The organism is Micromonospora sp. ATCC 39149 (assembly GCF_000158815.1).
Lineage (GTDB): Bacteria > Actinomycetota > Actinomycetes > Mycobacteriales > Micromonosporaceae > Micromonospora.
This window is the reverse complement of record NZ_GG657738.1, coordinates 1,506,806-1,529,465: the sequence shown is the minus strand read 5'-3', so window position 1 is coordinate 1,529,465 and position 22,660 is coordinate 1,506,806. Positions and strand designations below refer to the sequence as shown.

The window sequence follows — 22,660 nt, the reverse complement described above, 5'->3', positions numbered from 1 at the left end:
CGGCCCGGGGACGCCGGGTGACCATCGAGGCCCGGCGACGACACGCATCGCGGCCCGGCGACGACGAATGAGGGAGAGCGACCACGTGACCGAAACCTCGACCGGGGCACGGCAGCCGGTGCGGCTGGTGCTGACGCCACGCGCCACCCGGCCGCCCCGGGTGCCGCTGCTGACCTGGATCCACCAGCGTCCGGAGTTCCGCGCCGGAGTGCGGGACGCCGGCGGCGGGCGACCCGGCGGACGGCCCGGGTTCAGCGACGCAGTAATCATCGCGGTGGTGGCCCAGGCGCTGCTGCCGGGGCTGTTCAACCTGTTGCAGAGCTGGGTCGACCAGCAGCGGACCGAGGTCAGCGTTCGGGTGCAGGCGGGGGAGTCCGAGGTGGAGATCCAGGTCAACGGCCGCACGGACGCCACGAAGCTGATCGACCAGGCCACGCGGGCCCTCCGTCAGGCGATCGAGGACAGCGGCGGCCCCGACCCGGCGGCCTGACCCGGGCTGAGGAGATCATGTCGGCCAGGTGGCGGTATCCGGAGGCCGGGATACGGCCACCTGGCCGGCATGGGGTCGATCATGGACGAGCTGGTCCGGCCCACCGAGAACGCGGCCCTCGCCGACGGCGCCACCAACGTGCTCATCCAGTCGTGGTGCCCGCTGCGGATCGTCGGGCACCTTGGCCTCGTCCTCGACGGCACCACGTACACGGTGGTGCGGGGCGCGCTCACCGACTCCCCGGTGCGCCCCGACTGCTACGCCCTCTGACTGCCGGTCAGGCGCACGACCACGACGACGGGGATCTTGCGGTCGGTGTCCCGCTGGCACGTGGCGTAGGTGGGAAAGACCTTCGGCCGCCGTGCCGCCGGCTCGTACCGGAGGCCAACGGCTTTCCCCGCCCCCGTGGGCGGCGTGGGCGGCGGGTTCAGGCGGCCTTCGCGAGGGCCGCGTACTCGTCGTCGGTGAGCCGCACCTCGGCGGCGGCCACGTTCTCCTCCAGGTGCGCCACCGACGACGTGCCCGGAATGGGAAGCACGACCGGCGAGCGCCGCAACAGCCAGGCGAGCGCGAGCTGCGCGGGCGTCGCGCCGTGGTCGGTGGAGATCGCGTCCAGCGGGCCTCCCGGCTTCGCCAGGTTGCCGGTGGCGATCGGGAACCACGGGATGAACGCCAGGTCGTTGCGCTCGCAGTGGTCGAGCACGTCCTCGGCGCTGCGGTCGGCGAGGTTGTACAGGTTCTGCACCGACGCGATCGGGGTGATCTTGCGGGCCTGCTCGATCTGCGCGACGGTCACCTCGGACAGGCCGATGTGCCGGATCTTGCCCTCCTGCTTGAGCAGCGCCAGCTCGCCGAGCTGGTCGGCCAGCGGCACCTTCGCGTCGATGCGGTGCAACTGGTACAGCCCGATGGTTTCCAGGCCCAGGTGACGCAGGCTCAGCTCGCACTGCTGGCGCAGGTACTCCGGCCGGCCCACCGGCCGCCAGTCGCCCGGACCGGAGCGGGTCAGCCCCGCCTTGGTCGCGATGACCAGGTCGTCGGCGTACGGGTGCAGCGCCTGCCTGATCAGCAGCTCGGAGACGAACGGCCCGTACGAGTCGGCGGTGTCGATGAACGTCACGCCCAGCTCGTACGCCCGGCGCAGCACCCGCACCGCCTCGGCCGGGTCCTTCGGGTCGCCCCAGACGCCTGGCCCGGTGAGCTGCATCGCCCCGTAGCCGAGCCGGTCGACCTGGAGGTCGCCGCCGATCCGGTACGCGCCGGAGGCTTTCGCGGGCTGCCTGCCAGCGTCGTCAGCCATGAGTCGAACCCCAATCCTGTGTGCGTCGACGGGTCGATTGTGCCGTCGGAGGGCCACTGCCCCGGGCGCAGCACCGAAAGCCACTCAGCCGGCCCGGATCAGGTCGGCCGCCCGCCAGGCCAGGGCCATCACCGGGGCGTTGAGGTATCCGGACACCAGCACTGGCAGCACCGAGGCGTCCACCACCCGCAGCGCGTCGATGCCGCGCACCCGCAGCCGGGGGTCGACGACGTGCTCGTCGGAGGGACCCATGCCGCAGGTGCCGACCGCGTGGTAACCGCAGTAGCCCAGCGCCAGCGCCGCCTCGACGATCTCCCGGTCGCCGCGTACGGCCGGGCCGGGCACCGTCTCTGCGGCGATCCGCCCGGCGATCGGCGCGGTGGCGAACAGCTCCCGCATCCGGCGGAAGGCGTCCACGGCGACCCGCCGGTCGTGCCCGGTGGCGAAGTAGTTGGCCACGATCCTGGGCGGCGTGTGGGGGTCGGCCGAGACGATGGCCAGGCTGCCCTCGCTGTCCGGCCGGGTGACCGTGCACAGGCCCATCATCCCCGCCTCGGTCTCCAGCTCCAGCGCGTGGCCCGGCCGGGGCGGGGCCGCCGAGAAGGGCGCGATCAGCAGTTGGGCGTCCGGGTGGTCGACCTCCGAGGTGGACCGGATGTGCGCCCCCACGTCGTGCACCGGCAGGCTCAGCGGCCCCCGCCGGGCCAGCGCGTACCGCAGGGCGGCCAGGCCCTGCCCGAGCAGGCTGCCCAGCATGTGGTTGTAGCCGCCGTCGCCGGTCAGCCGGAATTGCGCCCGCATCGACCGGTGCTCGCGCAGCCCGAGGCCCACCCGGGGCCGGTCGAGCAGCACGTCAACGCCGGCCCGCCGCAACGTTTCGGCCGGCCCGATGCCCGACACCTGCAACAGTTGCGGGCTGGCGATCGCCCCGGCGGCGAGGATCACCTCCGCCGAGGCGGTGTAGTCGACGGTGCGACCCCCGCTGTCGGCCCGTACGCCGACCGCCCGGCCGGCGCGCACGAGGATCCGCCGCACGGTCGTGTCCACCGCGACGGTCAGGTTCGGCCGGTCCCGCACCGGGTGCAGGAACGCGTTGGCGGCGCTGACCCGGCGGCCGTCGTGGATGGTCGCCGTGACATAGCCGATCCGCTCGTCCCCGTCGGCGTTCAGGTCGTCGGCCCGGCGCCAGCCCAGCGCCTCCCCGGCCGCGATCGTCCGCTCGCACAGCTCGTCGGTGCCGGTCGCCGAGGACAGCCGCAGCGGCCCGCCCGCCCCGCGCGTCGGCGACGCGCCCAGCGGGTGGTCCTCCAGCCGCCGGAAGATCGGCAGCATGGTGTCCCACCCCCAGCCCGGGTTGCCGAGGCGTTCGAGGCCGTCCCAGTCGACCGGGTCGCCGCGGCCGTAGACCATGCCGTTGACGGAGCTGGAGCCGCCGACCAGCCGGCCGCGCTGCCACACCTCCCGCCGCCCCGGGGCCGCCTCGGCCGGGTAGTGCCAGGCGGTGCGCCGGTCGTCCATGAGCTTGCTGAACGCCTTCGGAATGCGCACGAACGGGCTGCGGTCCCACCCACCCGCCTCGACCAGCAGCACCCGGGTCGCCGGGTCCGCGCTGAGCCGGTTGGCCAGCACGCAGCCGGCCGCGCCCGCACCCACCACGACGTAGTCGAACTCCTCCACGCGATCCCTCACTCACCACCGGTTACGAGAATCCTTCAGAAGGTAGTGGTTTGATCACTCAGGGGGAAGGGCGCGGGATTGGCCGGACGAACGCGGAGCTGACGTCTCGTCCGGCGGCGGTGCCGGCCGGTAGGGCCGCGGCTGTCGTGATCGTGACGGCGGTCTGCCGCCGCGCGCTGCTAGCGTCATGCGTGGCGGCGGGGAGCGCGTCCGACGGAGGTGACAGCGGGGGGTACGATTCCCGGCGCGCGGTCGCCGATGCCCGCCGACACACGACGACTCCGGACGATGCTTCCGGTGCGGTTTCGCCCGCCGGCTGCGCGGGTGCGACGCGTCGTTGAACAACTGTTCCGTAGTCCGAAAGGGGTCGGCCCGCAGACCGACCCGGAGGAGAGACTAGCCTAATGGGCGTGACACGCCGCGCGAAGATCGTCTGCACCCTTGGTCCCGCAACCTCGTCCCCGGAGCGCATCCGGGGGCTCGTCGAAGCGGGCATGAACGTGGCGAGGCTCAACTTCAGCCACGGCAGCCACGCGGACCACGAGGCGGTCTGCCGACTCGTCCGCGAGGCCGCCGACGCCGCCGGCCGGCCGGTGGCCGTGCTCGCCGACCTTCAGGGCCCGAAGATCCGGCTCGGCCGGTTCGCCGACGGCCCGCACGAGTGGCGCACCGGCGACTCGGTCGTGATCACCGGGGACGACGTTCTCGGCACGAAGGACCGGGTTTCCTGCACCTACCGCAAGCTGCCGCAGGAGGTGAAGGCCGGCGACCGGCTGCTCATCGACGACGGTCGGGTGGCCGTCGAGGTCAGCGAGGTGGCCGGCAACGACATCCGCTGCCTGGTCACCGAGGGCGGCCCGGTCTCCAACAACAAGGGCGTCTCGCTGCCGAACGTGGCGGTCAGCGTCCCCGCGCTGTCGGAGAAGGACGCCGAGGACCTGCGCTTCGCCCTCGGCCTGGGCGCCGACATGATCGCGCTGTCCTTCGTCCGCTCGGCGGAGGACATCAAGCTCGTCCACAACATCATGGACGAGGAGGGCGTCCGCCGCCCGGTGCTGGCCAAGGTCGAGAAGCCGGAGGCGGTCGATCACCTGGAGGCGATCGTGCTGGCCTTCGACGGCGTCATGGTCGCCCGTGGCGACCTCGGCGTCGAGCTGCCGCTGGACCAGGTCCCCCTGGTGCAGAAGCGCGCCGTGCAGCTGTGCCGGGAGAACGCCAAGCCGGTCATCGTGGCCACCCAGATGCTCGACTCCATGATCGAGAACTCGCGGCCGACGCGGGCCGAGGCGTCCGACGTGGCCAACGCGGTGCTCGACGGCGCGGACGCGGTGATGCTCTCCGGCGAGACCAGCGTCGGCAAGTACCCGGTGCTCACGGTGAGCACCATGGCCAAGATCATCACGACCACCGAGGCCGGCTCGATCGGGGTGCCCCGACTCCAGCACGATCCGCGCACCCACGGCGGGGCGCTCACCGTGGCCGCGTCGTCGATCGCCCGGGCCATCGGCGCGAAGGCCCTGGTGGCGTTCTCGCAGACCGGCGACACCGTGAAGCGGCTCAGCCGGCTGCACTGCGACCTGCCGCTGTGGGCGTTCACCCCGGTGCCCGAGGTGCGCAGCCAGCTCGCCCTCTGCTGGGGCGTGGAGACGTTCCTGATGCCGTTCGTCGAGCACACCGACGACATGTTCCGCCAGGTCGACCAGGCGCTGCTCGGCCTCGACCGGGCCAACCCCGGCGACTACGTGGTAATCGTCGCCGGCAGCCCGCCCGGCACCCCCGGCTCCACCAACACCCTGCGCGTGCACCAGCTCGGCTCGCTGGTCGACGCGGCCTCCGCGCGGGCGTTGCAGTGACCGACGGGGCGACCGTCGGCCAGGCGGCCGTCGATCAGCTGCTGGAGATCCTCGACCTTGAGCACACCGACGCGATGACCTTCCGGGGGATGAGCCCCCCGGTCGGCCCGCAGCGGGTCTACGGTGGCCAGGTCGCCGGTCAGGCCCTGGTCGCCGCCGGCCGCACGGTCGCCCCCGAACGGTTCGTCCACTCCCTGCACGGCTACTTCGTCCGCCCCGGCGACCCGGCCGAGCCGATCGAGTACCAGGTGGAGAACATCCGCGACGGCCGGTCGTTCTCGGTACGCCGGTCGGTGGCGCTCCAGCACGACAAACCGATCTTCTTCATGTCGGCGTCGTTCCAGCGGCGCGAGGAGGAGGGGCTGGACCACCACGCCCCCACCCCGCCCGACGTGCCGTGGCCGGACGACGTGCCCACCATGACCGACCGCCTCGCCCGGTACCCAGAACGGTTGGGCATCTGGGGGCAGATCCCCCGCCCGATCGACGTGCGCTACGTCGGCGAGCCCGGCTGGGTCCGCCCCGGCGACCGCCCCGCCGACCCGCACCAGCGGGTGTGGATGCGTATCGACGGCAAGCTCCCCGACGATCCGCTGCTGCACGCCTGCGCCCTGACGTACGCCTCCGACCTGACCCTGCTGGACTCGGTGCTGTCGGTGCACGGCGAGGTCTGGGGCCCCGGCGGCGTGGTCGGGGCGAGCCTCGACCACGCCCTGTGGTTCCACCGGCCGTTCCGGGCCGACGAGTGGTTCCTCTACGACTGCTGGAGCCCGTCCGCCTCCGGGGCCCGGGGGCTGGCCACCGGCCGGATGTTCACCACCGACGGCCGGCACATCGCCAGCTCCGTGCAGGAGGGTCTGCTGCGCCGCGTCGCCCGCTGATCGGCGAAACCCGCCGACCAGCGGACGCTGGTCGGCGGGCGGCTGATCAGAAGCTGCTGACCAGCTTCACGAACGCCTCGTCGATCGTCGCCGGGTCCGTGGCGTCGAACGCCTTGCCGGCGCTGGCCCCGGCGATCCGGTCCAGCGCGGCCAGGTCGGACTCCCGGTCGAACGCGACGCAGAACACCTTGACCGGCCGGTTCGGGTCCAGCTCGATGTCGGCGAGCAGCCGATCGAGATCGTTGTCCCTGGGGTACTCGTTCTTGCCGTCGGTGAGCACCACCACCGCGTTGATCCGGTCCGGGTCGTGGTTGTCGAGCAGCCGGCGGTGCGCGGCGCGGACCGTCGCGTACAGCGCGGTGTTGCCCCCCACCCGCAGCCCGGTGAGCCGGCGCGTGAACGCGGCCCGGTCGTAGGGCCCCAGCCGGATCTCCTCGCTGTACGGCTTTCCCCGCCGCTGGTCCGTCTCCGACGAGAACGACCACAGCGCCACCCGGTCGGCGGAGTTGAGCAGCCCGACCGCCCGGTCGGCGGCGGTGGTGGCCACCTGGAAGCGGGTACGGCCGCCCACACGTGCGTTCATCGACCCGGAGGTGTCCACGGCGAGCAGGATGTTCGCTTTCTTGCGCAGCGTGCTCCACCCGCGCAGGATCGCGTCGACGACCTCGGGCGCCGGCGGGTCGAAGTAGGTCAGTTGTCCCTCGGGCCCGCCCCGGACGGCGGCGACCAGAGCGTCCGACGCCCGGCGCTCGTGGTCGCGGAAGCCGAGGTCGGTGAAGCTGCGCTGCTGCGGGTCGTCCTGGAGGAAGGCCAGGAAGTCCTGGGCCGCCGCCTGCTGCGCCTGGTCGGCCGAGGGCAGCACGACGTACGGGTGGTCGAGGTTGAACGTGCCCTCACTCGGGTGCACCGCGACCAGCGGCACCCGTGGCTTCTGGCCCGGGATGGGGCTGAGCTGCCCCTCGTTGTACTGGTAGAGCAGCTCCTCCTGCACCACGATCGCGCTCATGTCCCGGGCCCGCGCGTCGCCGGCCCCGCCGAGGTCCGCCTCGGCGAGGTCGCGCAGCAGGTCCACCGAGTCGTCGCTGTAGTGCGAGACGTTCGCCTCGATCCGGCGGACGAACTGGGTCACCGCCGGCTTCGCCAGGTCCGCCTTCGTCAGGTCGCTGGCCCGTCGCACCGCCGCGTAGTAGGTGGCGATGGTGGCCGCCAGCCCCGAGGTGGACAGGTTGGGGTTGTCCTTGCCGAAGGTGAACCGGCCCCACTCGGGCCGCCCGAAGGCCGCCCAGCCGGCGTCGCCGGAGAGCCCGAGGATGTCCGCCCAGCCGAGCCGGCCGCGCTGGCGTACCAGCTCACCCTTTTCCAGGGGCATGGCGATGACCAGCGGGCTGTTGGCGATCGACGGGTACCGGTCGGGGGTCTGCGCCGCCCGGCCCGCCTGTTCGTCGAGCAGCCGCAGCCGCCCGGTCCACAGCGAGGACGTCGGCAGCCACACCTGCGGGGCCGGGACCGTCGGCTGCCGGCCGGACCAGTTCCCCGCGGCGAGGGCCTCCATCGCCTTGCCAGAGTTGAGCCCGTGCACGGTCACCTCGGCGCAGCGCCCGCCGAAGCGCCGGTCGGCGGCGTTGTAGCGGGCGGCGAGCTGGCCGACCAGAGCGGCCTTCTCCGTCGAGGAGTTCACCTCCAGCGCCACACATCCCGAGCGGTCCGCGCCGGGCGCCGGCCGCACGATCACGTACGCCGCGGCGATGACCGCGAGCCCGGCGACGACGGCCACCGGGTACGGCAGCCATGTGCGGGCGGAACGCTGGCCGGCGGTCATTGGATCCTCCAGGATGCGGTTCGGGCGGTTCAGGGGCCGAGACGGCGGGGTGGGCCGGGACCCTCCGGCGGCTCGGCGGCCGGTGGCGGCGGGGTGGCTCTCGGCAGCGCCGTGGCGGCCACCAGCCGGACGCCGTAGACCACGACGAACGTCACCGCTGCGACGCCGACGGCGGTGTCCACGGCGGTGGACGCGACGTACCCCACGGCGCCACCGACCGCGCCGAGGAAGATCGCCGTCGAGATGCCCCACGCGTCGGCGTACTCCCGGCGCAGCCGCCGCGACCAGCCCTCGCGCTGCGGGGCGTGCGTCACCGTCCGGTGCGCCGCCACCGGCTGGTACGCCGCGGGTCCGCTCGGCTGGTAGACCGTGGGTCCGCTCGGCTGGTACGTCGTGGGTTCGTGGGGTGCCGGCCGGCGGGGGACCGCCTGGGTGGCCGCCGCGTCCGTGCCCTGCCGCAGGGCCGCCCGGATCGGCACCGACGCGCCGACACCCGGGTGGTGCCCAAGCAGCCGCAACAGGACCTGATCGGCCGGCGGCCGGGCCCGGTGGTCCTTGTCCAGGCACTGCCCGACCAGCTCGGCCAGCGGGCCGGAGAGACCGGTCAGGTCCGGTGGGTCGTGCAGCACCCGGTTCATCACCGCCACGACCGCCCCGGTGCCGAACGGCGGGCGGCCCGTCGCGGCGTACGTGATGGTGGCCGCCCAGGCGAACACGTCGCTGGCCGGGCCGACCTCGTCGTCGCGGAACCGTTCCGGGGCCATGTACGGGGCGGTGCCCATGATGCTGCTGGTCACCGTGTCGGTGACGTCGAGCGCCCGCGCGATGCCGAAGTCGATCACCCGGGGGCCGTCCGCGCCGAGGACCACGTTGTCCGGCTTGAGGTCACAGTGCACCACGTCGGCCTGGTGGATCGCGGCGAGTGCGGTGGCGGTGCCCACCGCCAGCCGGTGCAGGACGTTGTCGGCGACCGGGCCCCGCTCGTGGACGTGCCGCTGGAGGGTCGGGCCCTCGATGTACTCGCTCACCACGTACGGCGGGTCGTCGTCGACGTCGGCGAAGAGGATCTGGGCGGTGCAGAACGGCGCCACCCGGCGGGCGGCGTCGATCTCCTTGGCGAACCGGGACTTGGCGCGCGGGTGGTGCCGCAGGGAGAGATTGAGCATCTTGACGGCGACCAGCCGGCCCTGCCGGTCGCGGCCCAGGTAGACCACGCCCTGGCCGCCTGCGCCGAGCCGGCCGAGCAGCTCGTAGGGACCGGCCCGGTCTGGATCCCGTGGACCGAGCGGAGTCGTCTGCGGCATCGCTGTGGCTGCCCCCCATCGGCCTGGCGATCCCCGAAGGCGCGAGGCTGCGTCGGCGGTCGGGGTCGTCCGTCGACACCGGTATGGTGCCACGCCCGCGCCAGCCCGCGAGCGCCGCCGGCCTGCCCCGAAAGCGGCCCCGCCACCCCCGCTTCCCCCGTTCGGACGAGGGGTGGGAGTCCGGCCGGCTGGGGGGGCGACTAACCTGACCAGCATGCGTCTCTCTGCCCGGGTCGACTACGCCCTCCGCGCGACTGCCGAGCTCGCGGCGGTCGCCGACGATGCCGGTGCCGCGCGGTCCCGCCCGGTGACCGCCGAGCAGATCGCCAAGGCGCAGGGGATCCCGCCGAAGTTCCTGGAGAGCATCCTGCTGCAGTTGCGCCGGGGCGGCATCGTGCACGCCCAGCGTGGCCCCGAGGGCGGATACTGGCTGGCCCGGCCCGCCGCCGAGATCTCGCTCGCCGAGGTGATTCGGGTGATCGACGGGCCGCTGGCGCACGTGCGCGGTCAGCGTCCGGAACAGCTCGGCTACCAGGGCGCCGCCCAGGCGTTGCAGGACGTGTGGATCGCCCTGCGGGCCAGCGAGCGGGAGATCCTGGACCTGGTCACCGTCGCCGACGTGGCCAGCGGCGCCCTGCCCGAGCGGATCAGCGAGCTGGCCGCGGACCCGCGCGCCTGGAGCTGACCGGAGCCTCGCCCGCCACACAGGTCCCAACATTTAACCGATAGGGGCTTGACCGTGGGGCGCCCCGTGCCGCATTGTCGACCAAGTTGATAGGAGATGCCGAAAAGTCAGGGGGCGCTCGTGCGCAAGCTGTTGGTCCTCGCTCTGGTCGGACTCGTCGCGCAGCTGGTCGATGGCTCGCTCGGCATGGCCTATGGGCTGACTTCGTCAACCTTGCTACTGGTCGCCGGGGTCGCCCCGGCCGCCGCGTCGGCCTCGGTGCACCTGGCCGAGATCGGCACCACGCTCGCCGCCGGGGTGGCCCACTGGCGGTTCGGCAACGTCGACTGGCGGGTGGTGTCCCGCATCGCGTTCCCCGGCGCGCTGGGCGCGTTCGCGGGCGCGACGTTCCTCAGCGCGATCTCCACCGAGGCCGCCGCGCCCTGGATGGCCGCGATCCTGTTCACCCTCGGCGCGTACCTGCTGGTGCGCTTCTCCCGGCCGCTGCGCGCCAACCGCGCCGCCGGTCGGCTGCGCGGTCGCTTCCTCGGCCCGCTCGGCCTGGTCGCCGGCTTCGTCGACGCCACGGGCGGCGGGGGATGGGGCCCGGTCGCCACGCCGGCACTGCTGGTCTCCGGCCGGATGGAACCCCGCAAGGTCATCGGCTCGGTCGACACCGCCGAGTTCGTCGTGGCCGGCGCGGCCAGTGTCGGCTTCCTGATCGGCCTCGGCACCGAGGGCTTCCTGCTGCCGACCGTCGCCGCCCTGCTGATCGGCGGCCTGATCGCCGCCCCGATCGCCGCCTGGCTGGTCCGGATCGTCCCCGCCCAGCTGCTCGGCGCGGTCATCGGCGGCGTTATCGTGCTCACCAACGCCCGGACCCTGGTCCGCGCCGGCGAGCTGCCCGGCGGTGCCCAGTGGACGGTCTACGCGGTCCTGGCCGTCGGTTGGCTCGCCGCCGTAGTCCTGGCCGTCCGGGCGCTGCGGCGCACCCGCCGCGCCCGGGCCACGGTCGAGACGGCCCTGACCGACCAGCCCGCCGTCGCCCCGGTGGTCGGCTGACCGATGCCACGTCGGGGACGTGGTGGTGCCCGGCCGACCGGACACCGCCACGTCCCCGATCTCACCTGACCGTCAGCTCCCGGGCCGCCGCGCTGAGCAGCTCCCAGGCCTCGTCCACGTGCGCCTGCGTGGTCAGCGGCGAGCCGATCGCCAGACGCAGGGTGTACCGGCCGGCGACCCGGGTGTGGGTGAGGAACACCCGTCCAGTGGCGTTGACCCGGGCCAGCAGCTCGGCGCTTGCCTCGTCGGAGGCGGCGAGGCGGAAGCAGACCAGCGAGAACGGGTGCGGCGCGGCGAGGACGAACCGGTCGTCGGCGCGGACCCGGGCGGCGAACCGGTCGGCGAGCGCCACGTGCGAGCGGACGTGCGCCCGCAGCCCCTCCACCCCGTACCAGCGCAGCACGAACCACAGCTTCAGGGCGCGGAACCGGCGGCCCAGGGGCACCTGCCAGTCCCGGTAGTCGACGACCGCGCCGGACTCGCTCGCCGCGTTGCGCAGGAACTCCGGCAGCACCGTCAGCGCCTCGACCAGTTCCCCCGAGTCGGCCACCCAGAACGCGTCGCAGTCGAAGCCGGTGAGCAGCCACTTGTGTGGGTCGAAACAGTACGAGTCGGCGTACTCCAGGCCGGCGTGCGACCAGCGCAGCTCAGGGCAGACCGCCGCCGCGCCCGCGTACGCGGCGTCGACGTGCAGCCAGACGCCGTACTCCGCGCAGATCGCCCCGACCTGCGGCACCGGGTCGACGGCCGTGGTGGAGGTGGTGCCGATGGTGGCCACCACGATCGCGGGCACGTCGCCCGCCGCGAGGTCCGCCCGGATGGCCGCCCGCAGCGCGTCGGGGTCCATGGCGAGGGTCTGCGGGTCGACCTCGACCGTCCGTACCCCGTCCCGACCGAGCCCGGCGATCCGGGCCGCCTTCTCGATCGACGAGTGGCCCTGCGTGGAGGTGTACGCCCGGTAGCGGCGGTCGATGCCCCCCTCGCGCCAGCGACCCTCGCTGGCCCGGTGCAGCGCGGCGAGGGTGGCCACCAGCGTCGCCGAGGACGCCGAGTCCTGGATCACCCCGCCGCCACGGCCGGTGGAGCGGAACCGTTCCGGCAGGTCGAGCAGCCCGGCCAGCCAGTCCAGCATCACGGTCTCCAGCGCCGTGCAGGCCGGCGCGGAGGCCCAGAGCATGCCCTGCACCCCGAGCCCGGAGCTGACCAGGTCACCCAGGACGCTCGGGCCGCAGGTGTTGGCCGGGAAGTAGCCGAAGAAGCCGGGATGCTGCCAGTGGGTCAGCCGGGGCGTGACCAGCGCGTCCAGGTCGGCCAGCAGCGCGGAGACCGGCTCGCCGTGCGCGGTCGGGCCGGCCGGCAGCGCGGCGGCCACCGTGCCCGGCGGGTCCTGCGAGGTCACCGGGCGCTGCCCGAGCGTCGCCCAGTAGTCCGCGATCCAGTCGACCACCGCGTGCCCCGCGCGGCGGAACTCCTCGGGGTCCATGTGCTCAGCCATCCACCGAGTCGATCAACTTAACGGGGCGGGGGCAAGGGTCGGGCCGGCGGAGGGCGGTTGTTGCGGGCGGAAAAGCGGTGTCCTAGCATCCCAAGGGCGCGAAGCCGAACCATGGACGTCGATTGAACGTCCGATCACCGCCGCCAGCGCGACGGACGCTTCCCGCCGGTCAAGGGCAGGCCGCCGGGGCCCACGTGGCGCCGCGCCCGCCCGACCTCCCTCGGAGGCATCCCGTGCACCTGACCAGATCCCGCCGTTCCCTACTGGCCGCCGCCGTCGCGGCCACCACCCTCGCCGCCGGTGCCCTCGGCACCGTGGCCGCCTCGGCCGCCGCAGCCGGCTGCCGGGTCGACTACCAGGTCACCAACCAGTGGGGCGGCGGCTTCGGCGCCGACGTCACCATCACCAACCTCGGCGACCCGATCAACGGGTGGACCCTCACCTGGGTCTACACCGCCGGCCAGCAGGTCATCCAGGCGTGGAACGCCATCGTCACCCAGTCCGGTGCCCACTTCACCGCCCGCGACGTCGGCCACAATGCCGCGATCGGCACCAACGGCACCGCGAACTTCGGCTTCAACGCCTCCTGGAACAACAGCAGCAACCCCGCACCGGCGAGTTTCGCCCTAAACGGCACGACCTGCACCGGCAGCACCGCCCCCACCACCGCACCGCCGACCACCGCGCCCCCGACGACCGCCCCGCCGCCCACCACACCTCCGCCCACCACGCCACCGCCCACCACACCTCCGCCGACGACCCCGCCCGCCGGGGCCAAGCAGATGGAGGACCTCGACCGGGGGCTGATCAGCGTCCCCTCCGGCAGCGGCAACCTCGTCTCCTGGCGACTGCTGGGCACCGAGACCTCCGGGGTGTCGTTCAACCTCTACCGCGGCTCCACGAAGGTCAACGGCAGCCCGATCACCGGCGCGACCAACTACCTCGACGCCGGGGCGGCGGCCGGCTCGGCGTACACCGTGCGGGCCGTGGTGGGCGGCACCGAGCAGGCGCCGTCCGCGCCCGCGCTCCAGTTCGCCAACGGCTACCTCGACGTGCCGTTGCAGGTCCCGGCCGGCGGCACCACCCCCTCCGGGGAGGCGTACACCTACTCGGCCAACGACGCCAGCGTCGGCGACCTCGACGGCGACGGTGACTACGAGATCGTCCTCAAGTGGGACCCGTCCAACAGCAAGGACAACTCCCAGTCCGGCTACACCGGCAACGTCTACGTCGACGCGTACACCCTCACCGGTGCCCGGCTGTGGCGCGTCGACCTCGGCCGCAACATCCGCGCCGGCGCCCACTACACCCAGTTCCAGGTGTACGACTACGACGGCGACGGCGACGCCGAGGTGGCCATGAAGACCGCCGACGGCACCCGCTCCGGCACCGGCCAGCTCATCGGCTCGGCGTCGGCCGACTACCGCAACTCCAGCGGGTACGTGCTCTCCGGCCCCGAGTTCCTGACCATGTTCGACGGCCGCACCGGCGCCGCGCTGTCCACCGTCAACTACGACCCGCCGCGCGGCAACGTCTCCTCCTGGGGTGACAGCTATGGCAACCGCGTCGACCGGTTCCTCGCCGCCACGGCGTACCTCGACGGCCAGCGCCCCTCGCTGATCATGGCCCGTGGGTACTACACCCGCGCCGTCATCGCCGCCTGGGACTTCCGCAACGGCACCCTCACCAAGCGGTGGACGTTCGACTCCAACGCCTCCGGCAACTCCGCCGCCGCCGGCCAGGGCAACCACAACCTCTCCGTCGCCGACGTCGACGCCGACGGCCGGCAGGAGATCGTCTACGGGGCCGCCACCATCGACGACAACGGCCGGCTGCTGTACTCCACCGGCAACGGCCACGGCGACGCCCTGCACGTCGGCGACCTCGACCCGAGCCGGGCGGGCCTGGAGGTGTTCAAGGTCGACGAGGACGCCAGCAAGCCCAGCTCGTACTTCGCCGACGCCCGCACCGGTCAGATCATCTGGTCCACCCCCGCCTCCGGAGACAACGGCCGGGGCGTCTCCGGCGACATCTGGGCCGGCAGCCCCGGCGCCGAGTCCTGGTCGTCGGCGGTGAGCTACCTGGCCAACACCCGGGGCCAGAACGTCGGCCGCAAGCCGTCCTCGGCGAACTTCCTGGCCTGGTGGGACGGCGACCCGGTCCGCGAGCTCCTCGACGGCACGAAAATCGACAAGTACGGCACCGGCGGCGAGACCCGGCTGCTCACCGGCAGCGACGTCGCCTCCAACAACGGCACCAAGTCCACCCCGGCGCTCTCCGGCGACATCCTCGGCGACTGGCGGGAAGAGGTGATCTGGCGCACCGGCGACAGCCGCGCGCTGCGCATCTACAGCACCCCGACCCAGACCGGCACCCGGATCCACACCCTGATGCACGACCCGCAGTACCGCGCCGCGATCGCCTGGCAGAACACGGCCTACAACCAGCCGCCGCACCCGGGATTCTTCATCGGAGACGGCATGGGCATCCCGCCCACGCCGAACATCTACCTGCGCTGACCGCGCTTCGGTAGGGTGGCAGGCACCGGGCCGCAGCCGCGGAATCCGCACAGCTCCGGCCCGGTGCACCACACCGCAGCACCCCCGACCCGTCCCGACCGGGGAGTGCCGTACCACCACCGGAACCAAAGTTACGCGGCATGCGCAACGCAGCGGTGACGTCGGTATGAAGATCGTGTTTCGGGCGTTTCCAGACGGGTTCACCCGTCCCGGCGCAGCCCGCCCGCCACCTTCTCGGCGACCAGCTCGAACGAGCGCACCCGGTCCGCCCCGTCGTACACCATCGTCGTCAGCATCAACTCGTCCGCACCGGTCCGCGCCAGCAGTTCCGCCAGCTGCCGGCCCACCGTCTCCGGCGAGCCCATGGCCTGCCCCTCACGCCGCTGCGCCACGAACTCCCGCTCGGCCTCCGTGTACGGGTACGCCGCCGCCTCCGCCGGCGACGGCAGCGGCTGCGCCCGCCCCGAGCGCATCTTCAGGAACGCCAGCGCGGCCGGCCCCGCCAGCCACTGCGCCCGCTCGTCGGTCTCCGCGCAGATCGTGTTCACCGCCACCATCGCGTACGGCCGCGACAGCCACCGCGACGGCCGGAAGTTCTGCCGGTACAGCGCCAGCGCCGGCACGGTGTGCTCGGCGCTGAAGTGGTGCGCGAACGAGAACGGCAGCCCCAGCAGCCCCGCGAGCTGCGCGCTGAACCCGCTGGACCCCAGCAGCCAGACCTCCGGCTGCTCGCCCCGCCCCGGCGTCGCCACGATCGGGCCCGCCCCCTCGCCGGTGAAGTAGCCCATCAGGTCCGCCAGCTCCCGGGGGAACCCCTCGGCCGACAGCCCCTCCATCGTCCGGCGCAGCGCCAGCGCCGTCACCCGGTCGGTCCCGGGTGCCCGGCCGATGCCCAGGTCGATCCGGCCCGGGTGCAACGCCTCCAGCGTCCCGAACTGCTCGGCCACCACCAGCGGCGCGTGATTGGGCAGCATCACCCCGCCCGAACCCAGTCGGATCGTGCTCGTGTGGGCGGCCAGGTGCGCGATGAGCACCGCCGGCGCCGAACTCGCGATCGCCGGCATGTTGTGGTGCTCGGCCACCCAGAACCGGCGGTAGCCCAGCTCGTCGGCCCGCCGGGCCAGCTCGGTGGTGTGCCGCAGGGCTGCGCCGGCCGTGGAACCGGCCGCGACGGGGGCGACGTCAAGGACTGACAGGGGTACGTCGATCACGCGTTTGATCAACCGGCGCGCCCCCGGGTTTGTTCCCGCCCGCACCGGCCCGCAGCAGCGCGATCACGAGCAGGCCGGCGACGATCCCCACCACCGCGGCCACCGCGAAGCTCGCCCGGACCCCGCTCACCGCCGCCGCCCGCGCCGCGCCCTCCAGGAGCGCCCGGCCCTCCGGCGGCACCGACCGCAGCAGGCCGGGAGTCTGCCCACCGGCGACGGCGTGGGCGACCCCCGCCGCGTCACCGACCCCGCGCGCGTGCAGGATGCCCCGCGCCCCCGCCGCGAAGACGCTGCCCAACGCTGCGATGCCGAAGGCGAACCCGAGCTGCCGGCAGGTGTTCACCGCGCCGGCCGCCATCCCGCCCCGGTGCGCCGGCACCAGGGACATCGCCACCGCGCCCAGCGCCGGCGTCGCCAGGCCCACCCCCACGCCGACCACCGCCCCGCCCGGTACCAGCGCCGGCCAGCCCGCCGCGCCCTGCACGAGCCCGGCGGTGAGCGCGCTGCCCGCGCCCACGCAGAGCAGCCCCCCGCCGATCACCAGGCCCGGCCGCCGGCCGTGCAGCGCCCGCCCGGACACCGCCGAGACGACGAACGCGACCGCCGACATCGGCAGCCCGGTGAGCCCCGCGCCGACCGGGCCCAACCCCAGCACCGACTGCAACCAGATCATCGAGTACGCCAACGGCGCGAACGCCGCGAACGTCAACAGCAGCCCCGCGAGCAGCACCCCGACGAACGCCCGGTCCCGCAGCAGCGCCAGGTCGAACATGGCGTACCCGGTCCGCGACTCCACTGCGGCGAACCCCGCCAGCAGCACCGCCGCCGCGCCCGCCGACCCCCACACCACGACGTCGGACCAGCCCGCCTCGGCCGCGCGGATCAGCGCGTACGTCGCGCAGCCCGCCGCCGCGGCGAACACGACCACCCCGGCGACGTCCACCCGCCCACCCGCCGACGGGCGGCCCCGGGCGAGCGTCCGCGCCCCCAGCCCGAACGCGACCGCGCTGACCGGCAGGTTGACGAAGAAGATCCAGTGCCACGACACGCCCTCGGTGAGCAGCCCACCCAGCACCGGGCCGACCGCTGCCGATGCCCCGGCCACCGCCCCCCACACCCCGTACGCGGTGCCCCGGTCCCGGCCCGCGTACGCCCCGTCGAGCAGCGCGAGAGTCGTCGCGAACATGGCCGCCGCGCCAACGCCCTGCGCCGCCCGTGCCGCGACCAGCGCCGACGCGCCGGGCGCGAGACCGCACGCCAGCGATGCCAGCGCGAACACCACCACCCCGACCAGGTACGTCCGCCGGTGCCCGATGCGGTCGGCCAGCGCACCCGCCCCGAGCACCAGCGCCGCCAGCGCGAGCGCGTACGCGTCGACGACCCACTGCACCGCGCCGAACGACGCGTCCAGGTCGCGGACCAGGTCCGGCAGCGCGACCGTCACCACCGTGACGTCGACCAGCAGCATGAACGTGCCCAGGCAGACCGCCGTCAGGGGTAACCATCTGCGCATGCCGACACCCGCGTCTCTCCCGGCCCCGCGCGGCCCGCCGACGGGCCGGCACTCCTCACCCCGTACAACGCGGCTCGCCCCGTCGCGTCACCGGCGTGTCGGGCGACAAGAGCTGGACCGGCGGTGCCGGGCCCCAGCCCGGGGCACCCTCAGCCCGCGCCACGCACCTGCTCGAAGATCAGGCTCGTCTGGGTGTGCTGCACCACCGGGTCCACCGCCAGGTGGTCCAGCACGAAGTCCCGCAACGCGTCGCCGGAGGCGGCCCGCACGTGCAGCACGTAGTCCTCCGCGCCGGCCACGTGGAACACCGACATCACCCCCGGCAGGCGCACCGACCGGGCCCGGAACGCGTCCACCGCCGCCCGCTCGTGCGCCGTCAACCGCACCGACACCAACGCCTGCAACGGCAGGCCCACCGCGGCCGGATCCACCTCCGCGTGGAACCCCCGGATCGCCCCGCACTCCCGCAACATCCTGGTCCGGGTCAGGCAGGTCGACGCCGCCACCCCGACCCGCTCGGCGAGGGCGTTGTTCGGCAACCGGCCGTCGGCCGCCAGCTCGGTCAGGATCGCGCGATCGACGTCGTCCAGGGCCGCGAACGGCCGCACATCATTCGGTGCAACGGGCATCCACCCATCCTGCTCCGAATCAGAGCGTAACTGAAGGCCAACAGACAGAATCTTCTGCGGTTCCCATGCCTTGCATCACCACGATGTTCGGCGCGGCCCGCCATGAGCAGCGCCGTGGGCGCCAGGGCCGCGCAGCCGTGCAGTCGCTCCGCCCGCAGCTCTGGACCCCCACGCGGCCCTGCTACCGCACCCGCTGCACGTTGCCGGCCAGGGCCGCCCTCATGGCGGCCTCGCAGGCACCGATCAGCGCGGGCGGGGAGGTTGTGCAGCAGACGCGCTGCACGGGCACCCGTGCGGTGGGTGACGGGGTGGCCGTCGCCGGGGCAAAGCCCCAGGAGGCCGGCCTAGGCACGCGGATCTGTCGGATTGTCGACGTGGTGGCGGCACCGGAAACATCGCAGGCGCTGGCCTGCTGCTTGCTCTCGGGCCGGTCGCCGCACCAGTGGCGGACCGTCCAGTACGCAAGCCCGACGCTGCGGGCGGCCTCGGCGACGCTCCGCCCGGACAGGTGCAGCGTTCGGGCGCGGCTCTCAGGCGCGGGTGTACCCGCTCATTCCCGAACGCCTGTAATGGCGTTGTTGTGCCCTCGGTGGGATTCGAACCCACACTGGATGCAGTTTGAGTGCATTGCCTACTGCCGGTTGGGCTACGAGGGCCTTCATGATTCGACCCTGACAGACTACCCACTACGCTAGGGACGGCGACACCCGGCACGGCGGGTGTCGAGCGCAGACTGGTGGGAGTGGCTCGTGGCCGAGACGCAGACGGATGCCGAGCGCAGGCGGGTGTTGATCGCCGAGGACGAGGCGCTCATCCGGCTCGACCTGGCCGAGATGCTCGTCGAGGAGGGCTACGAGGTCATCGGCGAGGCCGGCGACGGCGAGACCGCCGTCCGGCTCGCCGAGGAGCTGAAGCCTGACCTGGTCATCCTCGACATCAAGATGCCGATCATGGACGGGCTGGCCGCCGCCGAGCGGATCGCCGGCGCCCGGATCGCCCCGGTGATCATCCTGACCGCGTTCAGCCAGCGGGACCTGGTGGAGCGGGCGCGGGCGGCCGGCGCGATGGCGTACCTGGTGAAGCCGTTCCAGAAGAGCGACCTGGTGCCGGCCGTGGAGATCGCCCTGTCGCGCTACTCGGAGATCGCCGCGCTGGAGGCCGAGGTCGCGGGCCTGACCGACCGGCTGGAGATCCGCAAGACGGTGGAGCGCGCCAAGGGCGCGCTGATGACCACGTACGGGATGACGGAGCCGCAGGCGTTCAAGTGGATCCAGCGCACGGCGATGGACCACCGGATGACCATGAAGGAGGTCGCCGAGCGGATCCTCGCCGAGACCGCCGGCGGCGAGGTGGCCCAGCCGGCCTCCTGACCCCGCCGGGTCCCGTTGATCGTCGGACAGTTCCTGTCCGGAGCGAACCGCAATCTTCCAAGACCCGTGTCCCGCTCCCGCGGCGCGGGTCCCGGGTGCTCCGGTCGATCGATACGATCGGATGCATGCCGCGTCACCGCCCGCTGCGGGCCCTGCTCGGCGTGCTCGCCGGGCTCGCGGTGCTGCTGGCGGGCTGCCGATCGCCGGAGCGCGCCGAGCCCGTCCCGGAGCCGCTGCGCCCGGACTGGCGGGCGGTGACCCTGCCGATGCCGCCGGGGGTCCCCGGAGCGGCTGTTGCTGCGGGACGCTGCGGCGTGCGGCGGGCGCTGGTTCGTGGTGGGCGCGGTCGCGGACGCGGCGGGCGTGACCCGGCCGGCGGCGTGGTCGAGCATGGCTGCGACGGCGCTGCCCGCGTCCCCGGCCTCGTCGGCGCTTCCCCCGTCCCCAGCCTCGTCGGGGCCACCCTCGTTGGGCGTCGACGCCTTCGCGTGGTCGCCGTTGCGGCTGACGCCGCGCAGCGCGTACGGCGCGGAGAACGTGCTCACGGCGGTCGGCTGCCGTGACGGTCGGCTGGCGGCGGTGGGCGCGAAGAGCGGCGGGGTGCACGGCAATCCCCGGGTCAGCACGTGGCGGCAGCTCGCCGACGGCTCGGTGGTGGAGGTGCCGGCGGAGTTCGAGGTGTTCGGCGGCCCCGACGCGGTGAACGTGGGGCGGATCGCGGGCGGCCCGGCGGGGTGGGTGATCGCCGGCAACCGGGGCACCGGGGCGGCGGCCTGGTCGTCGGCCGATGCGGGGGAGTTCCGGCTGGTCAGCGGCGTTCCCGAGCTGGCGTCGGACGCGGCGGGGCGGACGTGGGCGGCGGACGTGACGGCGGCGGCGTCGGGGTGGGTGCTGGTGGGGTCGCTGCGCGCGCCGGGGCGGCCGGGCGGTGACCCGGCGGTGTGGACCTCGCCGGACGGCGTCGACTGGCGGCGGCGGGTCCTCGCGGACGGGGACGCGCCGGGTGATCTTCAGCGGGTGGTCCGGGCGGGGGAGCGGCTGGTCGCGGTGGGTCGGCGCGGCGAGGCCCTGGCGGCGTGGGTCGCGGACACGGCGGATTGGCGGCCGGGCGGGGTGCTGGGCCCCGCGCGGGGCGGGCCGGGGCAGGTGGCGGGCCTGGGGGCGGCCGACGGCGGGGTGCTGGCGGTGGTGGTGGGCGCCTCGGGCGGGTCGGCGTGGTTCTCTACGGACGGTGGCGCGTGGTCGCCGGTGGAGGTGCCGGTGCCGCTGCCGTCGGCACCGGACCGGTCGGTCGCGGTGGCCGGGTCGGGCGGCGGGTTGTTGCTGCTGGTCGACGGCGGTGCCGAGGGGGCCCGGCTGTGGGCGGCACGGGTGCCGGACGGGCCCGGCTGAGCGTGCCACCGGTCTGTTTCCGGCCAGTGTCCGATGTCCGGTTTCGGCCCTGGGTCGCGGTGTGTGTTACAGCACTTCGGCGAATCTGGCCACTCAACGTAACGGTTAGGTCAACCCCGCTTTCTAGGTCTTACGGCGTGCCCCGCTGGTGGGATAACGTCCCGCCCCAGACCGGGTACGCGGTCGGTTCGTCCATTCCCCGCAAGGTCCAATTCCCAAGTCGCGGCGGGTGGTCGAGCCTTCGGACTGAGGAGGGTACGAGCCGTGAGGCAGAAGCTCGCACGGGTGCTGGGTGGCGTTGCCATCAGCGCGCTCGTTATCAGTGGCGCGGCCGCGTGTAAGGCCGACAGTGGCACGGAGGGTGGCGGCGACAAGGCCGCCTGCGACCTCAAGATCGGCTTCTTCGGCCCGCTCACCGGCGACGCCGCGGGCCTCGGTATCCACATGCGCAACGGCACCAAGCTGGCGATCGACCAGTACAACAAGGACAACGCGGACTGCAAGGTCAACCTCGCCGAGTACGACTCGCAGGGCGACCCGGCCAAGGCCCCGGCGCTGGCCCAGCAGGCGGTGGGCGACACCAAGGTCGTCGGCATCATCGGCCCGGCGTTCTCCGGCGAGTCCGAGGTGGCCGACCCGATCTTCGACGAGGCCGGCCTGCCGATCATCACCCCGTCGGCGACCCGGCCGAGCCTGAGCACCAAGAACTGGAAGATCTTCCACCGGGGCGTCGGCAACGACACCTCGCAGGGGCCGGCTGCCGGCCGTTACATCAAGAACGTGATGAAGGCCGAGAAGGTCTACGTCGTCGACGACCAGTCGGCGTACGGCGCGGGCCTGGTCGACGAGGTCAAGAAGGTCCTCGGCGCGGTCGCGGGCGAGGACAAGGTCCAGGTCAAGCAGACCAACTTCTCCGCGGTCGTCACCAAGATCGTCGGCAGCGGCGCGACGGTCCTGTTCTTCGGTGGCTACTACACCGAGGCGGGCCTGCTGCTCAAGCAGCTCAAGGGTGCCGGCTGGAAGGGCACGATGGTCGCCGGCGACGGCGTCAACGACGCCAACTTCATCAAGGTCGCCGGCCAGCAGGTCGCCGAGGGCACCGTCCTGACCTGCCCCTGTGCCCCGGCCACCGCGGCCAAGGGCACGTTCGTGACCGACTACAAGTCGGCCTTTGAGAACGCCGAGCCGGGCACCTACGCCGACGTGTCGTACGACATCACGAAGATCTTCCTTGAGGGCATCAAGAGCGGTAAGTCCACCCGGGCGGACCTGCTCGCGTTCGTGAAGTCCTACAACAAGGCGGGTACCGCCACCGGTGTGACGTACAAGTTCGAGTCCAACGGTGAGCTGGACCCGGCCCAGGTGCTGGTCTGGGCGTTCAAGGTCAACGCGGGCCAGGTCGTCCCGGACATCGAGATCCCGAAGGCCTGACCGGTCCGCCGGTCCCGCCTGGGACACAGACGATGCGGCCGGGAGCGCTC

Annotated in this window: 17 protein-coding genes, 1 tRNA gene and 1 pseudogene; 10 read left to right on the top strand and 9 right to left on the bottom strand. The window is 73.3% G+C overall.

The genetic code is table 11. The annotated features are described in order from the left end of the window. Positions 1–85: 85 nt before the first annotated feature. Positions 86–490 carry a hypothetical protein gene (locus MCAG_RS06150; RefSeq protein ID WP_157547920.1) on the top strand — a complete coding sequence of 135 codons (405 nt, stop codon included), beginning with the start codon at positions 86–88 and terminating at the stop codon, positions 488–490. A gap of 81 nt (positions 491–571) precedes the next feature. Beyond that, positions 572–760: pseudogene (locus MCAG_RS06145) on the top strand (lipase); the annotation flags it as partial. 157 nt (positions 761–917) lie between these two features. On the opposite strand, the gene MCAG_RS06140 reads toward MCAG_RS06145, so the two are convergent. Together MCAG_RS06140 and MCAG_RS06135 are read right to left on the bottom strand one after the other, a co-directional pair. Further along, entirely contained in the window at positions 918–1,790 is an 873-nt protein-coding gene (locus MCAG_RS06140; protein ID WP_007072106.1) for an aldo/keto reductase, read from the bottom strand. Between the two features lie 84 nt (positions 1,791–1,874). Further along, complete coding sequence (locus tag MCAG_RS06135; RefSeq protein WP_007072105.1) at positions 1,875–3,479, bottom strand: GMC family oxidoreductase; 1,605 nt, start codon at positions 3,477–3,479, stop codon at positions 1,875–1,877. Between the two features lie 392 nt (positions 3,480–3,871). Between MCAG_RS06135 and pyk the strand changes: the two genes are divergently transcribed. Beyond that, the gene (gene pyk / locus MCAG_RS06130) at positions 3,872–5,320 is read left to right on the top strand and encodes a pyruvate kinase (protein WP_007072104.1); all 1,449 of its coding nucleotides are present in this window, start codon (positions 3,872–3,874) and stop codon (positions 5,318–5,320) included. Then, complete coding sequence (locus MCAG_RS06125) at positions 5,317–6,201, top strand: acyl-CoA thioesterase II (protein WP_007072103.1); 885 nt, start codon at positions 5,317–5,319, stop codon at positions 6,199–6,201. Before pyk ends, MCAG_RS06125 begins: the two co-directional genes overlap by 4 nt. A 46-nt stretch (positions 6,202–6,247) precedes the next feature. On the opposite strand, the gene MCAG_RS06120 is transcribed toward MCAG_RS06125, so the two are convergent. Next, a complete protein-coding gene (locus tag MCAG_RS06120; protein WP_157547918.1) occupies positions 6,248–8,020 on the bottom strand; it encodes an extracellular solute-binding protein in 1,773 nt (590 codons plus the stop codon). Between the two features lie 29 nt (positions 8,021–8,049). After that, positions 8,050–9,324, bottom strand: coding sequence for a serine/threonine-protein kinase (locus tag MCAG_RS30480; protein ID WP_157547916.1), 1,275 nt, complete (start codon positions 9,322–9,324; stop codon positions 8,050–8,052). Between the two features lie 214 nt (positions 9,325–9,538). On the opposite strand from MCAG_RS30480, the gene MCAG_RS06110 reads away from it, so the two are divergent. Next, the gene (locus tag MCAG_RS06110; protein ID WP_036372538.1) at positions 9,539–10,009 is read left to right on the top strand and encodes an Rrf2 family transcriptional regulator; all 471 of its coding nucleotides are present in this window, start codon (positions 9,539–9,541) and stop codon (positions 10,007–10,009) included. A 120-nt stretch (positions 10,010–10,129) separates the two neighbouring features. Continuing rightward, positions 10,130–11,050 carry a sulfite exporter TauE/SafE family protein gene (locus MCAG_RS06105; RefSeq protein ID WP_036372536.1) on the top strand — a complete coding sequence of 307 codons (921 nt, stop codon included), beginning with the start codon at positions 10,130–10,132 and terminating at the stop codon, positions 11,048–11,050. Positions 11,051–11,111: 61 nt separating this feature from the next. Here MCAG_RS06105 and MCAG_RS06100 read toward each other — a convergent pair whose 3' ends face one another. Continuing rightward, entirely contained in the window at positions 11,112–12,545 is a 1,434-nt protein-coding gene (locus MCAG_RS06100; protein ID WP_007072099.1) for a pyridoxal-dependent decarboxylase, read from the bottom strand. A 233-nt stretch (positions 12,546–12,778) separates the two neighbouring features. Between MCAG_RS06100 and MCAG_RS06095 the strand changes: the two genes are divergently transcribed. Continuing rightward, positions 12,779–15,064, top strand: coding sequence for a cellulose binding domain-containing protein (locus tag MCAG_RS06095; RefSeq protein WP_007072098.1), 2,286 nt, complete (start codon positions 12,779–12,781; stop codon positions 15,062–15,064). Between the two features lie 200 nt (positions 15,065–15,264). Here the strand turns inward: MCAG_RS06095 and MCAG_RS06090 are convergent, their stop codons facing one another. From MCAG_RS06090 to MCAG_RS06075, 4 genes are all read right to left on the bottom strand, one after another. After that, a complete protein-coding gene (locus tag MCAG_RS06090; protein ID WP_036372531.1) occupies positions 15,265–16,275 on the bottom strand; it encodes an LLM class flavin-dependent oxidoreductase in 1,011 nt (336 codons plus the stop codon). Continuing rightward, positions 16,247–17,788: an MFS transporter gene (locus MCAG_RS06085; RefSeq protein ID WP_007072096.1), complete on the bottom strand. Its 1,542-nt coding sequence runs from the start codon at positions 17,786–17,788 to the stop codon at positions 16,247–16,249. The genes MCAG_RS06090 and MCAG_RS06085 overlap by 29 nt, the downstream gene beginning before the upstream one ends. Before the next feature lie 149 nt (positions 17,789–17,937). Next, positions 17,938–18,417: an Lrp/AsnC family transcriptional regulator gene (locus MCAG_RS06080; protein WP_007072095.1), complete on the bottom strand. Its 480-nt coding sequence runs from the start codon at positions 18,415–18,417 to the stop codon at positions 17,938–17,940. Between the two features lie 581 nt (positions 18,418–18,998). Beyond that, positions 18,999–19,073, bottom strand: a tRNA-Leu gene (locus MCAG_RS06075). 93 nt (positions 19,074–19,166) lie between these two features. Between MCAG_RS06075 and MCAG_RS06070 the strand changes: the two genes are divergently transcribed. From MCAG_RS06070 to MCAG_RS06060, 3 genes are all read left to right on the top strand, one after another. After that, complete coding sequence (locus tag MCAG_RS06070) at positions 19,167–19,787, top strand: ANTAR domain-containing response regulator (protein WP_007072094.1); 621 nt, start codon at positions 19,167–19,169, stop codon at positions 19,785–19,787. A 294-nt stretch (positions 19,788–20,081) separates the two neighbouring features. After that, on the top strand, positions 20,082–21,179 hold the full coding sequence (locus tag MCAG_RS06065; protein WP_036372529.1) for a hypothetical protein: 1,098 nt from the start codon (positions 20,082–20,084) through the stop codon (positions 21,177–21,179). Between the two features lie 264 nt (positions 21,180–21,443). Further along, positions 21,444–22,610: a branched-chain amino acid ABC transporter substrate-binding protein gene (locus MCAG_RS06060; protein WP_036372527.1), complete on the top strand. Its 1,167-nt coding sequence runs from the start codon at positions 21,444–21,446 to the stop codon at positions 22,608–22,610. Positions 22,611–22,660: the final 50 nt, after the last annotated feature.

Bases quoted from the DNA above. Each gene is read 5' to 3' on its own strand.
- MCAG_RS06140 (WP_007072106.1), bottom strand. From the start codon at position 1,790: ATGGCTGACGACGCTGGCAGGCAGCCCGCGAAAGCCTCCGGCGCGTAC.
- pyk (WP_007072104.1), top strand. From the start codon at position 3,872: ATGGGCGTGACACGCCGCGCGAAGATCGTCTGCACCCTTGGTCCCGCA.
- MCAG_RS06120 (WP_157547918.1), bottom strand. From the start codon at position 8,020: ATGACCGCCGGCCAGCGTTCCGCCCGCACATGGCTGCCGTACCCGGTG.
- MCAG_RS30480 (WP_157547916.1), bottom strand. From the start codon at position 9,324: ATGCCGCAGACGACTCCGCTCGGTCCACGGGATCCAGACCGGGCCGGT.
- MCAG_RS06110 (WP_036372538.1), top strand. From the start codon at position 9,539: ATGCGTCTCTCTGCCCGGGTCGACTACGCCCTCCGCGCGACTGCCGAG.
- MCAG_RS06100 (WP_007072099.1), bottom strand. From the start codon at position 12,545: ATGGCTGAGCACATGGACCCCGAGGAGTTCCGCCGCGCGGGGCACGCG.
- MCAG_RS06085 (WP_007072096.1), bottom strand. From the start codon at position 17,788: ATGCGCAGATGGTTACCCCTGACGGCGGTCTGCCTGGGCACGTTCATG.
- MCAG_RS06080 (WP_007072095.1), bottom strand. From the start codon at position 18,417: ATGCCCGTTGCACCGAATGATGTGCGGCCGTTCGCGGCCCTGGACGAC.